The sequence below is a fragment of the Saliphagus sp. GCM10025317 genome, from assembly GCF_042663665.1.
In the GTDB taxonomy this organism is placed as follows: Archaea; Halobacteriota; Halobacteria; order Halobacteriales; family Natrialbaceae; genus Natronosalvus.
Genome location: NZ_JBHTAQ010000005.1, coordinates 993204 through 1007721 on the forward strand (window position 1 = coordinate 993204; position 14518 = coordinate 1007721).

Below are 14518 nucleotides of genomic sequence, written 5' to 3' on the forward strand. Positions count from 1 at the left end.
CGGTAGTAATTGTATTTTACTGCTCGAGACGCGTCTTGACGGCCGAACGAGGCGATAGACTGGCTGCCGTGACCTTCGCCCACCGATGAACGAGTGAGCGCCGCCTCGAGTGTAATCCTGGGTTACGACGGGTCGTTCCAGTGACCTATCGAGCGCGGAGGTGGTTTCGGCGCGTTCGAGCGAGTTCCGCGTCGCTCGAATGGGACACTGGAGTGGCAGGTGCCGTCAGAGCGATGGAACGCAGAATGAGAGTCGCGTTGGCGACGTGGAGGGCCGCTACGGTCGCTACGTCAGCAAAACGGGGCGACTCAGTTCCCGTTCGCCGCGTCCTCGGCCGTCTCGGGGACGCCGTCGGGAATCGTCGGCTCGGGGTCGTTCCCAACGCCGTCGCCGAAGTCGACGCTCGAGCCGGCGGTCTCGTTGACCCCGCCGTGAAAGTCCGTGCTGTAGTCGGTGTCGGTCACCGTCACCGACGTCCCGCTCCCGTTCGCGCCCGCGTCGATCGCGTAGTTGTGGCCGCCAAGCTCGAGCTGGCAGTTGTCGATCTCGCAATCGCCGGGCGCCCACACCCAGATGCCGCGGCCGCCGTAGCCGTCGCGGTCGACGTGGACGCTCGAGTTCGTGACGGCGCTGCCCGCCGAGCCGATTCGGAAGTTCGCCACGTAGTTGTTCGCGGCGTAGCACTTGTCGATGTGGATCGTGCCGCCACCCTTGCCGGCCGGCGCGGAGGCGTAGATGCCGTTGTCCGGGAAGTTCTGGACGTTGACGTTCTTGAAGTCGATGTGGCCGCTGTGTTCCGGGGAGACCCAGAAGGCGGTCTCGTCGGTAGCTTCCGAGCCGTGAATCGCGCCGTCGGCCACGTACACGTTTTCTATGGTCGAGGTGTTGCCACCCTGGTCGGAAATCCCGAAGGCTGCGTCGGGAGACCCGACGTCGAACTCACCCTTGATACCGACGTTGCGGATCGTCCAGTCGGTCGCGTGGGCCGCGATGGTCACGCGCGCGCCCTCGGCCGTACAGTCGAACAGGACGTTCTCGAGCGTCTCGCCATCTCCGACGGTGACCTGGTGGTCTTCGCCGGGGTCGAGGGTCACCGTTTCGTAGTCGCTCTCTGCCGCCGCGGCGTCAGCAACGCCACCGAAGACGCCCGCTGCGACCGCGGCCGTCGCGATCGATCGAACGTAGGAACGACGGCTTACCAGCGAGTTTCGAAGGGTAGTCGAAGATTCAACGTCGGTAGTGGGGGACTTCTGCGCCATGCACTTGCGTAACCCGGCCTTTCGCACATAAACTTTTTCTTATCACACTCATTAAATTTATGTAGTTTACTTCGAACTGTTGGGTTCGTCCACGTATTTTTGAACGATTATTCGTGGGTTGAAGAGTTTCAGAGACAACCGACCATCGGACTGGACTGCGAATAATGGCTCGTTACCGCCGATTTGGGTCGTGTGCGTCGATAGTGTTGAGACGAAACCGTCGCTTCCCGTTCGAACCGCTCGAGCGTACTCGAGAATTACCCGACGGTTACCTCGGTGAAACGGTCGGGAACGCCTCGGTTTTGGCGCTTCCTACTGTCGGTGACCCGCTGGCGGACTTCTCGCACTCGATACGGTCCGTTCCCGCACGGGCGAACAAGAACAACAATCACTAAACCGCCCTCCCCCTCCTTGGGCATATGCGAGCCGAGCCGCAGTCGTTCGATCGGGTACTCTCCTCTATGTGCACCGAGCCACACCCGGTCGCTCGAGAGGCCGCCGTCCGCTTTCTCGCGACCAATCCCGGCGATCCCGGCACCTATCCGCAGGTTTCGGAACTCGAGCGCGAGGCCGTCTCGCGCCTCGGCGACGTCGCCGGACTCGCCGAGGCGTCGGGGTACGTCGCCAGCGGCGGCACCGAGGCGAACCTTCAGGCCGTCAGAATCGCTCGCGAGCGCGCCGACGATGACCGTCCGAATGTCGTGATGCCCGAGTCCGCCCACTTCAGTTTCCGGAAAGCCGCGACCGTGCTCGAGGTCGACCTCCGCGTCGTCCCGACCGAGGACGACCACCGCGTCGACCTCGAGGCCGTTCGCCAGGCCATTGACGAGGAGACCGCCCTGATCGTCGGGGTCGCCGGATCGACGGAGTACGGACGCGTCGATCCTATCCCGGAACTCGGCGAGGTCGCTCGAGAGGTGGACGCGCTCTTTCACGTCGACGCCGCCTGGGGCGGCTTCGTCCTCCCCTTCACGGACTACGAGTGGAACTTCGCGCACGCGAGCGTGGACACGATGACTATCGATCCGCACAAGATGGGCCAGGCGGCCGTCCCGGCAGGCGGCCTCCTCGTCCAGGACGAGACCCTGCTCGACGAACTCGCCGTCGACACGCCCTACCTCGAGACGACCTCGCAGGCCACGCTCACCGGCACGCGGTCGGGGGCGGGCGTCGCCAGTACGGTCGCCGCGCTCGAGGAACTCTGGCCCGGCGGGTACGCCGCCCAGTACGAGCGCTCGCAGGCGAACGCCGAGTGGCTGGCCGACGAACTCGAGGCACTCGGCTATGACGTCGTCGAGCCGACGCTCCCGCTGATCGCGGCGGACGTCCCGACGCCGACGTTCGAGGCGCTTCGCGAGGCAGGCTGGCGAATTTCTCGGACCGGGTCGGGCGAACTGCGCGTGGTGTGTATGCCGCACGTAACGCGAGCGATGCTCGAGGCGTTCCTCGCGGACCTGGCCGAACTGACGTCGCAGGCGGCGGTACCGGTCTCGAGTTGCGACTGAGAAGGCCGCTCGAGTATCGCGTCACGCAGTCTTCCGGGATCTCCTGTCGACGACACTCCCTCTCCCGAGTCACCCGTGTCGAACTGGTTTCCGGCTTTCCGGCGGAGACAGGGTTGTTCGCTCGAGGGGCGCTCGCCGGACGAGACGACCGACCGTTTCGCCACGACCGCGGGCAATTAAGCGTCGACGTCCCCTTCGTCAAGTAGATGCTCCGAGTCGACGAGAGCGTTCGGCAGGTCTGGCGGCGAGCGTTGCGCCTGGGCTGGCCCGTCGCTGTCCAGCAGACGCTGACGACCCTGATGCGGACCGTCGACGTCATCGTCACCGGCCTGTTTTCGCCCGCGGCAGTCGCCGCGGTCGGCCTCGCGGACCTCTACGGGCAACTGCCCCTCCGGATCGGACTCGGCCTCGGAACCGGCGCCATCGCACTCTCGAGCCAGGACACGGGCCGGGGCGCGGAACGCACGCGCGACCGCGCGATTACCCAGGCGCTGCTCATCGGCGCCCTCTGTGGCGTCCCCCTCGCCATCGTCGGGCTGGTCGCCAGCCACTGGCTGATCGCCGTGCTCGGGGCGGAGGCGGCGGTCGTGCGTCTCGGCGGGCTCTACCTGGCGATCGTCTTCGCTGCCGCGCCGATGCGCATCGTCGGGCTCGTCGGGGCGAACGCGCTACAGGGCGCCGGCGACACGCGGACGCCGATGATCGTCAACGGCGGGGCGAACGGGCTCAACGTCGTGTTGACGGTCGCGCTCGGACTCGGTATCTGGGTCGCCCCCGACATGGGAATCGTCGGCGTGGCCGTCGCCACGGCGGCCAGTCGAACCGTCGAGGCCGGCGCAGTCGTCGCGGCCATCGCGAGCCCCTGGACACCGGTTTCGCTCGCTCGGCCGCGGGACCTCACCATTACCCGCCAGCTATTCGCCGTCAGCCTGCCGAACGTCGCCGAGGGGATGAGCACCTCGCTCGCGAACTTCCCGTTCAACGCCCTGATCCTCCTGTTCGGCACCGAGGCGAACGCGGCCTACCACATCGGTCGCCGCATCTATCAACAATTTACGGGCCCGCTCTATCGCTCGAGTTCGACCGTCTCGAGCATCATCGTCGGCCAGACGCTCGGCGAGGGCGAGCCCGCAGCGGCGCGTCACGCCGCCCGGTCGATTCTGGCCCTCGGGATCGTGACCCTCGGCATCTCGGGCGTCCTGCTGTTCGCAGCCGCACGACCGCTCGTGTGGGTGTTCACGCGCGATCCGCTAACCGCGAGCTACGCCGTCGAGTTCACGCGCGTGTTCGCCGTCTCGATGCTGTTCTTCGGGATCTTCTTTCCCATCGCTGGCTCCCTGCGCGGGGCTGGCGACACCCGGACGCCGTTCTACGCCCGCCTCAGCGGGACGGTCGTCTTCATGCTCGGCGGGTCGTACCTGCTAGGGGTCACCCTCGAGTACGGGCTCTTCGGCGTCTACGTCGGCATTGTCCTGTGTTACGTCTGCTGGGCAGCGGTGGCCCTGGCCGGGTTCCACTGGGGTGACTGGACCGGACTCGCCGCCTCGATGATGGCCGAACGGGCCGAGACCAGCGGCGGCAGCGACGACTGAGTGGAGAGAATCGAACGACTGATCGGCGGCGCCTCGGCCCAGGGATCCCGTGCAAACCGAACGCTGGAAAAACGACGTCGTCTCCGACCGTCAGAAGAACGTTCCCTGGATGAACTCGACGTACTCCTGAATTGCGAGCGCCAGCGTGACGAGGAGGGCGATCGGCACGACGTACTTCACGACGTTGATCCAGTAGGTGTCGAACCCACCGTTTCCGCCGCGCCCCTGGCCGAGTTCCTCGAGGGCGTCGGAGGCGTACACCCACCCGATGAATAGCGAGAGCACGAGTCCGCCAGCGATCAGCAAGATGTTGTTCGCAAATTTGTCGTAGGCGTCGAGGTAGTTCAGGTCCATCGCCGTTGGCAGGCCGATGACGAAGATGATCGCCGCCAGCCCCAGCGTCGCCGGGAGACGTGCGATGTCGAAGGTATCGACCACGAACGAGACCACCATCTCGAGGATGCTGAACGCGCTGGTGAGCGCGGCGACCGCCAGCATGATGAAGAAGACACCGCCCACGAGATGGCCGGCGGGCATGGTCTCGAACGCGGCCGCGAGACTGATGAAGACGGCGCCAGCCCCGCCGCCGTCTTGCACCAGATCCTGGCCCTGAGAGGCGAGGAACGGGAAGGTGACCAGCCCCGCCAGGATCGCGATGAACGTGTCGATGGCAACGATGATGAGCGAGTCGTTGAGCAGATTTCGATCTTCGCCGAGATAGGAGGAGTAGGTGATCATGACACCCATCCCGAGTGACAGCGTGAAGAACGCCTGTCCGGCCGCGGCGGGTAGAATGTTCACGGCATCGGAGGCGAACGTGTCGACGTTCGGCGAGAGGTAAAACTCGTACCCCGGGCCGGTGTCGGGTAGCGTGGCGGCGTAGACCGCGAGGATCACGAGGAGCACGATGACGCTCGGCACCATCAATTTGGCCGCTCGCTCGAGGCCGTCACGAACGCCCAGCGAGACGATGCCGGCGACGAGCGCCATGAAGATAGCGTGGTAGATTATGGCATTCGTGCCGGACGCCGTCTGCACGAAGAACGCTCCCGTGTCGCCGGTGTACCCGCCCGAAAAGCTGGCCACGATGTACTGGAGCACCCACCCGCCGACGACGCTGTAGTACGAGAGGATGATGAAGCCCGCTAACGCGCCGATGGCTCCCGCGAACTTCCAGGACGGGTGGCCGAGGCGTCTGAACGCGCCGACCGGATTCCGTTCCGACCGTCGCCCGATGACGAACTCAACGAGCATCACCGGGAGGCCGATGAGCGCGACGAGAGCCAGGTAAACGACGACGAACACGGCGCCACCCGACTCACCAGTCAGGAAGGGGAACCGCCAGATGTTTCCAAGTCCCACTGCGCTACCGACAGCGGCGAGGATGAACCCCGTCCGCGTTGCCCAGGTATCACGTACCATGGGTGTGCGTTTCCAGGTAATTGATTAAATACCTATTGAACTCCCATCGACGCAGTCTGTCGATTAATTATTTATTGTTGTTTGACGAGTGGGTCTGGTTGAGGTGGACAGCCTCCCACCGACGACGGGATCGTCGGGAATTTCGGCATCGATCCTCGAGCAGCCTCGGTCCGCGACGAGACTCGAGAACGGTCCGTCGCCTGGCATGGACCGTCTCGACGCCCTCGAGCCGGCAGGAATTGCCCACTCCACGCGGCGAAAACCGGCGGGTTTTACGCCCGCGGGCGAGTGGTGACGAGTATGAGCCACGACGACTTCCCGACGGACCGCCCCGCGGTGGTGACCTGCGGGTTGCCCTACGCCAACGGCAACCTTCACATCGGTCACCTCCGAGGCTACATTGGCGCCGACGCGTTCAACCGCGCCCTCGAGACGCTGGGTCAGGAGACAGCCTACGTCAGCGGTTCGGACATGCACGGCACGCCGATCGCCGTCACCGCCGAGAAGGAGGGCGTCGACCCCGAAGAGTTCGCCCTGCGATTTCACGAACGGTACCTGGAGACGTTCCCGAAGTTCGACGTCGACTTCGACAACTACGGCCACACCCACGACGAGACGAATGTCGAACTCACCCAGGAAATCGTCCGCACCTTGGACGAGGAGGGGTACGTCTACGAGGACGAGGTGCTCGTCGCGTACGACCCGAAAGCCGACGACTATCTGCCCGACCGCTACGTCGAGGGCACCTGTCCCTACTGCGGCGCGAAGGCCCGCGGCGACGAGTGCGACGAGGGCTGTCAGCGCCACCTCGAGCCGGGCGAAATCGAGAACCCGACGAGCGTCCGCACGGGGAACCCGGCGGAGTACCGCGAGCGAACCCACAAGTTCTTCCGAGTCTCGGAGTTCGCCGACTACCTGACAGAGTTCCTGGACGGCCTCGAGGGCACCGACAACGCCCGCAACCAGCCTCGCCAGTGGATCGAGGAGGGGCTCCAGGACTGGTGTCTCACCCGTGATATGGAGTGGGGGATCGACTATCCCGATACCGACATCGGCGACGGTGGTGCCGAGGACATCGTCCTCTACGTCTGGGTCGACGCACCGATCGAGTACATCTCGAGCACGAAGCAGTACACGGAACGCGTCGGGAGCGACGAGTACGACTGGGAGCGTGTGTGGAAGGACGATGGAGAAATCGTCCACGTCATCGGTCGAGACATCATCCAGCACCACACCGTCTTCTGGCCGGCGATGCTCGAGGGCGCGGGCTACAACGCCCCCCGAGCGGTGGCCGCGACGGGCTTCATCACCATCGACGGCAAGGGGCTCTCCACCAGCCGGAATCGCGCCATCTGGGCCAGGGAGTACCTCGAGGAGGGATTCCACCCAGACCTCCTGCGGTACTACCTGACGACGACCGGCGGCCTCCAGCAGGACATCGACTTCACCTGGACGGCGTTCCAGGAGAAGGTCAACGGCGAGCTCGTCGGGACGATCGGCAACTTCTGGTACCGCTCGCTGCTGTTCGCCCAGCGGAATTTCGAGGGGACGCCCGACGCAGCCGTTTCAGATGAGGTCCGGGAACGCATCGAGGGCGCCATCGGCGAGTTCCGCGAGGCGGTCAACGACTACTCCCTCCGCAACGTCGGCCTCGCCGCGACCCGCCTCGCCCAGTTCGGCAACGAGTACATCCAGCGCAACGAGCCCTGGAAGCTCGAGGACGGCGACCCCGAACAGGCCCAGGTCATCCGCGACTGCGTCCAGGTCGCGAAGGCCGTCGGCGTCCTGCTTGAGCCGATCGCCCCCGGCAAGGCCCAGGCCCTCTGGGAGCAACTCGGCGAGGACGGCGCCGTCGCGGACACCCACCTCGAGGACGCCCTCGAGGCGCCGCCGCGGACCTTCGGGGAACCCGGCGAACTCTTCGAGAAGATCGAGGACGAGGGCGTCGACGAACTCGAGGCGAAGCTCGAGGAGAAGATTGCGGCGGCCGCTGAAGACGCGGATGCGGACGAGGGCCAGGAACCCAAAACCGAAACCGAAAGTGACGAACCCGACGAGTGCGAGGGTGGCGACATGAGCGACGCAGACGTCACGGAAGCGGACGCCGACTCTGACACCAGCGACCTCGAGCCCCTGCTCGAGGACCGAATCGGCTTCGAGGACTTCCAGGAGCTGGACATTCGCGTCGGCCAAATCGAGGCCGCCGAGGGCATCGAGGGCGCTGACGACCTGGCTCGCCTCGAGGTCGACATTGGCTTCGAGACCCGCCAGGTCGTCGCCGGAATCAAGCGACTCCACGACCTCGAGTCGCTGCCGGGGACGAAGTGCGTCCTGCTGGCGAACATGGAACCCGCCGAACTGTTCGGCGTCGAGTCGAACGGCATGATCCTCGCGGCGGGCGAGGAGGCAGACCTGTTGACGACCCACGGCGACGCCGGCCTCGGCGAGAAGATTCGATAGCGCCGCCGACTCGAGGGGAACCGACCCGACCTGAGGGATTGTCTTTTCGCCGGATTCAGGAGTAACGACGTGCTGACGCCAGAATCGGGTGCCGGCTGAACCAGTTCAGCGGGTTGAGACCAGAATCGAGTGGACGCACTCGAGTAACGAGGCGGTTATACCGTCTCGACGTTTACCCTCCGCAATGAGTGCGAAGGAAGCGGGGACGGAGGAGCCAATCACGATCCTGCTGGTCGAACCGAACCCGGGCGATACGCGACTCTTCACGGAATCGCTGCACGAGGCGAAACTCGCGAACCGTCTGTACACGGTGACCAACGGCGAAGACGCGCTCGACTTTCTCCATGGACGCGGCGAGTACGAATCGAACGCCTGTCCGGACCTCGTCTTGCTCGAGCCGCAGTTGCCGGGAAAAAGCGGGATGGAGATCCTCTCGGAACTGAACGACGAGCCGGCGCTCGCCGAGATTCCGGTCGTCGTCCTCACGGGGTCGGACGCCGAAGAGGACATCGTCAAGTCCCAGGACGTCGACGCAGATCACTACATCCAGAAACCGGTTACCCCGGACGACTTCTTCCAGTTCGTCCGGTCGATCGAGGATTTCTGGTTCGCGATCGTGCAGGAACCGACCAACTAGGGCCGAGGTCGCTCTCCAGGTGTCGCTGCCGGATGCTTCGACACTCGAGGTTCCGTCCACCGCTCGTCGCTCATCGTTCATCGCATGTCCTCGTTCTCGACGCACGTCCTCGTTGCTTGTCTTCAACGTTCGTCGTTCGTCGGCGGATAGCACACGCAAGGCCAAACGACACGGGCGAGATCATTGTATATCCTCACGGATACTATCATGGTCGCCCAGAAACACAGTGGAGACGACAGGCCGTCCGCCGAGCGCGAGACCTCGAGGGGTGACGTCGGCCGTGATCCGTCGGCCGTCACCGTCGCCGAGGAGGGCGACGAGCCCAGGACGCTCCTGCCGGACGGCGGCGAAGCAGAGGCAGAGACAGACGACTCTTCCGATTCCGACGACGAAGACGCGAACGCCGAGGACGGCGAGGACTCGAGTGATGCAGCGGACGAGTCCGAAAGCGCCGACGAAGCAACTGACGACGGAGAACCCGACGACTCGGAAGATCAGGACGGATCGGCTGACGACGACGAAGCGTCCGAGAACGGTGACGGTGAAGGCGACGAAGCGGACGAGGGTGACGACGAGAGCGAGGACGGCGGCGAGGCAGACGAAGAAGAAGAGGCAGAGGAAGAAGCAGAAGACGAGAGCGAGGAACCCGGCGAAGAACACGACCGCGACGCCGAGGAGGTCTACGAGAGCGAGGACGCCACCGGCGTCGCTCACCTCGACCTGGACGGCCTCTTTCTGGACGTCCTCGGGCTCGAGGTGAACCTGAACGAAGTGACCCTCGACGTCTCGGCCCGACCGGGCGACAACAACCTGCTCGGTAACCTGTTGTCGTCGGTAACCGGCCTCCTCGATAGCCTGGGGTCGCCGCTCGAGAGCATCTCGAACGCGCTCGGGAAGATCCCCGGTGGGCTCAAGAGCGCCGCGACCGGTCTCCTCGGCGGATTGCGGGACCGACTCGGCGGACTCCTGCCCGGAATCGGTTCGGGCGAGAGTGACGGCGACGAAGACGAGGAAGCCGAGGACGGCGAGGAAAGCGAGGGCGGCATCCTCTCCTCGATCGCCGACTGGTTCCGCGGCCTCGGCCGTTCGATCGTCGACACCCTTCGCAACCCGCTCGAGCGAGCCATCTCCTCGCTGCCGATCGAGCAGGTACTCGCGACGATCGTCCGGTCGGTCCTCGAGCAGGTGATCGAACGGATGGAAGCCGCGTCGGAAGGCGACGGCGACGAGAGCGCCGAGGAATCGGATAGTGAAGAGGAGAGTCCGGATCAGGAGCAGGACCAGGAAGCGGAGGCAACTGCATGACCGACGACACACTGACCCAACGCGTCGACGTGGACGAGATCATCGACGGCATCGACTTCGAATCGCTGCTCAAGGGCACCTCCCTCGAGGACGAGTTCGACTCGGAGGAACCGATCGGGCCCGAGCTAGGCGGACTCATCGGTGCGACGGTCGGCCGGACGGTCGGCAAGGAGGTTGGCCGACTGCTCGGTGACGTCATCGTGGATTCGATCCTCGAGGGCGACGAGGAGGAATCCGAGGAGACGGACGACGCTGACGAGTCGGCGAAAGACGAGGCCGAATCGGACGAGGCGGCCGACGGTGAGAACGGCGAGAACGATTCCGAAGGCAGCGAGTCAGACGAGGACAGTGAGGGCGGAGAAGACAGCGAAAGTAGCGAAGACAACGAGGACAGTGAGGACGGCGAGAGTAACGAGGATGACGCCGAAGACACTGACGAAAATGATGAGTCGTGACGCCCCCTTCCGCGCTCAACGAACGATTCGAGGGAAACTGTCACCCGAGGTGGAACGACGAAAGAAGCGGATCGACCGTCGCCGAGCCGTCCACGGAGGGATCTGAATGAGCGACGACCCCACACTGCAGGATATCGTCGTCGAGGAAGCCCTCGAGTACGTCGACATTGAGTCCGTGATTAACGGAGACGGTATCGGCGACAAGGTCGAGGCCGGCGAAATCGGCGCCGCCGCTGGCGCACGGATCGGCGAGCAGTTCGGTCGCTCGATCGGCGAACGCCTCGGCCGGGCGATCCAGGAGACGGCTACCGACGCGATGGAGGAGGGCCTGAGTCTCCGTACGTTCCTCGAGGAACTCGTCGTGTCGCTCCGGAACGCGATCGCCGCCTGGCTCGAGGAGTTCGGCCAGGAGGGGTTGGCCGAGCGGGTCGCCGCCGGCGAAGCGGGAGGCGACGTGGGAGTCGCGGACGAGGCCGGTGACGAACTCGACGAGTCCGACGAGGGGATGGGTGACGAGACCGACGACTCTACGGCCGAGGAAGGATCCACCGATTCGGACGAAGAAGAAGAAACGGAATCGGACGAGGGCGGCGAGGCCGAAACGGACACCGAAGCGATCGTCGAGAACGGCCCTCCCTCCCTCGACACACTCGAGGACTTGCGCCGGGAAACCCTCGAGGACGTCCTGGAGATGCTCTCCTACCGGGACCTCCAGTCGGTCGCGAAGGACGTCGGCGTGAAGGCGAACCTCAAGGGCGATGAGATGCGCGAGCAGATCGTCGATGCTGTAATCGACGAGGAGTCCTGATTAGCACGACCAGCGAGGTGAGTTCCACCTATGACTACAGAAACGGACGACCGAATCACGACACTGTTGACCGACACTCGAGCGGCGCTCGACGACCTCGGCATTCGCGAGGCGGAGGACGAAAGCGATGCGGGCGGTGACGGCGGTGACGAGGGGCGACCACTCGAACTGACCGCCGACCTCGAAGGCGGCGCCCAGGATAGCCTTCCGGAGCCGATTTCGTCTACCGACCTGCCGTCGCTCGCGGAGGAAGCACACGAACTCGTCGAGGAGGGTGACGTCCAGTCGCTGCTCGAGCGCGTCGGCCTGGATACCCTTCCCGACGGGTCTACGCCGTCGTCGCTTCCCGAGGCGATCGCGAACGGCGACCCCGGCCAGGTCGCCACGCTGCGGGCTCTCCAGCGGTTGGCCTCGCTCGCTGATCCCGATTCAGATTCAGATCCCGACCTGGACGACGCGAACTCGCTCGAGGAGACGGTGCTGGATCTGTACGGCCTCCTCACGAAGAGCGTCGCGGTCGAAACAGGTGACGATGAGGCCAGCGAGGCCGACACCGATGCGAGCGAGGATGCCGAGGAACCCGACGAGGAGGGTGGTGAAGCGGCTGGAGACGAGACGGACGAGGACGAGTCGGACGAAGACGAGGTGGATGAGGAGAAGGGCGAAGACGAGATGGACGAGGAAGGCGAAGCGGACCAGAAGGACGAAGACGAGACGGACGAGAGCGAGGAATCCACGTCGGAGTCCGATAGCGAACCAGTGGAAGCCACCGATGAGACTGACAGCGACGAAACAGAGGAGGCCGACGAAACTGACGACGACGGCGACCTCGAGGACTCCATTTCGTCAGCCCTCAAGGATGCAGTCGGCGGGTTCGGTGACGAAGTCGAATCCCTGAAAGCGGGGCTCGAGGCGGCGGGTCTCGGTGACGACGAGGAGGCGGATGCCGAGGACGAAGCAGATCCTGAGGACGAGGAGGCGAATGGAGACGATACCGACGAGGAGGACGGCGATGAAGGAGACGAGGCCGAAGAAGACAAAGAAGACGACGGCCTCCTGAGCACCGGAGACGACGGCGGCCCCTTCGGCGGCTCGAGCAGCGGCCGCAGGCGCGGGACGATGTACTCGACTGTCGCCCGATCGCCCTCGAAACGAGCGGACATGAACGCGACGACCCGTCACTCGACGATGCCGAAACGAAACTGAGGCCGTCGATCGATCCAACAGGTACACGTCGGTGGACCCACTTTGGGCGGCTAATGGACGTTTCACGGGCGCTCGAGTCGACGAAGTTCTCGAAACCCGAACTCGCCGTCTTCGTCTCCGGCGTCGTCAGTATGGGTCTCGAGATTCTCGCGCTGCGCATCGTCGCACCGCAGTTCGGGAGTCACATTTACACGGTCGGCGGTCTGTTGACGGTCTTTCTGGCTGGACTGAGTCTGGGCTACTGGCAGGGCGGGCGAGCGGCGGAGCGAGCCTCGAACAGCCAGATGCGGTGGTTGTTGTTCGCCACGGCGATCTACATCGCGATCATCATTTACACGAGCGACATGCTGCTGTACGCGACGGCAGCCATCCCGCTCTCGCCGCGGTACGCCTCGCTCCCGTCGATCATCATCCTCTTCGGGCCGCCGACGTACCTCCTCGGGTTCATCAGCCCCTACGCGGCGGAACTGTCGGCCAAGGAGGGGATCGGCGAGGCCTCCGGACACATCTACGCGCTCGGGACCATCGGGAGCATCGTCGGCTCCGGCGTGACGACGTACATGCTCATCCCGTCGCTGTCGATCACGCAGATTAGCCTCTTCTTCGGGTTCGTGCTCGTCGGAACAGCCGTCGTCGTGTCGCTCCCGCGGCCGTCGAGGCGGACGCTCGCCATCGTCACCGTCGTCTCGCTTCTGCTGGCCGGTGCCGCCACCAGTAGCTCCATCGGCCTCGACCCCCGTGGCGACGTCGTCTACCAGACCCAGACTGCCCACCAGCAACTCGAGGTGGTAGACAACGGCGACGTCCGAACGCTGTACCTCGACGACACGCGCCACAGCGCGCGGGATCTGAACGATCCCGACCGGCACGTCTTCGAGTACACGCGGTACTTTCACTTGCCGATGCTCATGGCCGAGAGCCCCGAGTCGGTCGACCGGGTGTTGTTCATCGGTGGTGGTGGCTACACCGGACCACAGGACTTCGAGCGCCAGTACGACGTCGAAATAGACGTCGTCGAAATAGACGAGGAGGTGACCGCCACTGCCGAGACCTACTTCGGCCTCGAGCAGTCAGCGGACCTCCAGGCACACACCGTCGACGGGCGATCGTTCCTCCAGAACAGCGACGAGACCTACGACCTGATCGTCCTGGACGCGTTCAAGCGCGACCAGGTGCCCTTCGAATTGACGACGGTAGAGTTCATGCAACTGGTCGACGAGCACCTGAGCGAGAACGGCGTCCTCATCTCGAACGTCATCTCTGCGCCCAGCGGCCCGGCCTCGCAGTTCTATCGCGCCGAGTACGCGACCATGGACGAGGTCTTCCCACAGGTGTACAGCTTCCGTACGTCCGATACCGGAGCAGTCCAGAACATCCAGGTTGTCGCGACCAAGAACGCCACGCGCTACTCGGAAGCCGACCTCCAGGCGCGAAACCGGAACACCGACCTTCCGATCGATCTCTCCGGGGAGATCGAGAATTACATGGCCGAACCGAACACCGACGACGTGCCGGTGCTCACCGACGACCGGGCGGCGGTCAACGAGTTGCTCGACCCGATGCTCGGCCAACAGTACGTGATCGAGGAGACGGCCGACGACGGGGCGTCCGGGACGGGTTCGGGTTCGGGTTCGGGTTCGGGTTCGGGTTCGGGCCCGGGTGACGACGCCGACGAAACGAACGCCACTGACGGCACGAACTCGAGCGAAGGCGATACTGGCGGAAACACCTCGAGTCTGGCGCCGCTCGCGCGAGCGTCGTGATCGATCGATACGGCCATATTCGCGGTCGAGACCGCCATCGCGACCACATTCGAACCAGTAACCACTATCCGAAAGCCCGCGACACCAGCGCGTTCTCGAGAATTCG

Annotated in this window: 11 protein-coding genes; 9 read left to right on the forward strand and 2 right to left on the reverse strand. The window is 64.7% G+C overall.

Going from position 1 to position 14518, the window contains the following annotated elements:
* Window positions 1-308: 308 nt before the first annotated feature.
* A complete protein-coding gene (locus ACFQS4_RS06940) occupies window positions 309-1259 on the reverse strand; it encodes a hypothetical protein (RefSeq protein ID WP_497902915.1) in 951 nt (316 codons plus the stop codon).
* 419 nt (window positions 1260-1678) lie between these two features.
* Between ACFQS4_RS06940 and mfnA the strand changes: the two genes are divergently transcribed.
* Window positions 1679-2764, forward strand: a complete 1086-nt coding sequence (gene mfnA / locus ACFQS4_RS06945; protein ID WP_497902916.1) for a tyrosine decarboxylase MfnA — start codon at window positions 1679-1681, stop codon at window positions 2762-2764.
* Between the two features lie 206 nt (window positions 2765-2970).
* On the forward strand, window positions 2971-4356 hold the full coding sequence (locus tag ACFQS4_RS06950) for an MATE family efflux transporter (RefSeq protein WP_497902917.1): 1386 nt from the start codon (window positions 2971-2973) through the stop codon (window positions 4354-4356).
* Window positions 4357-4446: 90 nt separating this feature from the next.
* Here ACFQS4_RS06950 and ACFQS4_RS06955 read toward each other — a convergent pair whose 3' ends face one another.
* Window positions 4447-5778: a sodium-dependent transporter gene (locus tag ACFQS4_RS06955; RefSeq protein ID WP_497902918.1), complete on the reverse strand. Its 1332-nt coding sequence runs from the start codon at window positions 5776-5778 to the stop codon at window positions 4447-4449.
* 300 nt (window positions 5779-6078) lie between these two features.
* Here ACFQS4_RS06955 and metG point away from each other — a divergent pair, with 300 nt between their 5' ends.
* The 7 genes from metG to ACFQS4_RS06990 all read left to right on the forward strand — a co-directional run bounded on the left by metG (window position 6079) and on the right by ACFQS4_RS06990 (window position 14412).
* A complete protein-coding gene (gene metG / locus ACFQS4_RS06960; protein ID WP_497902920.1) occupies window positions 6079-8238 on the forward strand; it encodes a methionine--tRNA ligase in 2160 nt (719 codons plus the stop codon).
* A gap of 184 nt (window positions 8239-8422) precedes the next feature.
* Complete coding sequence (locus ACFQS4_RS06965) at window positions 8423-8875, forward strand: response regulator (protein ID WP_497902921.1); 453 nt, start codon at window positions 8423-8425, stop codon at window positions 8873-8875.
* 207 nt (window positions 8876-9082) lie between these two features.
* Entirely contained in the window at window positions 9083-10180 is a 1098-nt protein-coding gene (locus ACFQS4_RS06970) for a hypothetical protein (protein ID WP_500192668.1), read from the forward strand.
* Window positions 10177-10635: a hypothetical protein gene (locus ACFQS4_RS06975; RefSeq protein WP_497902923.1), complete on the forward strand. Its 459-nt coding sequence runs from the start codon at window positions 10177-10179 to the stop codon at window positions 10633-10635. The genes ACFQS4_RS06970 and ACFQS4_RS06975 overlap by 4 nt, the downstream gene beginning before the upstream one ends.
* Before the next feature lie 106 nt (window positions 10636-10741).
* Entirely contained in the window at window positions 10742-11443 is a 702-nt protein-coding gene (locus ACFQS4_RS06980; protein ID WP_497902924.1) for a hypothetical protein, read from the forward strand.
* A gap of 30 nt (window positions 11444-11473) precedes the next feature.
* Window positions 11474-12649, forward strand: a complete 1176-nt coding sequence (locus tag ACFQS4_RS06985) for a hypothetical protein (protein WP_497902925.1) — start codon at window positions 11474-11476, stop codon at window positions 12647-12649.
* A 53-nt stretch (window positions 12650-12702) separates the two neighbouring features.
* Complete coding sequence (locus ACFQS4_RS06990) at window positions 12703-14412, forward strand: spermidine synthase (protein ID WP_497902926.1); 1710 nt, start codon at window positions 12703-12705, stop codon at window positions 14410-14412.
* Window positions 14413-14518 lie beyond the last annotated feature (106 nt).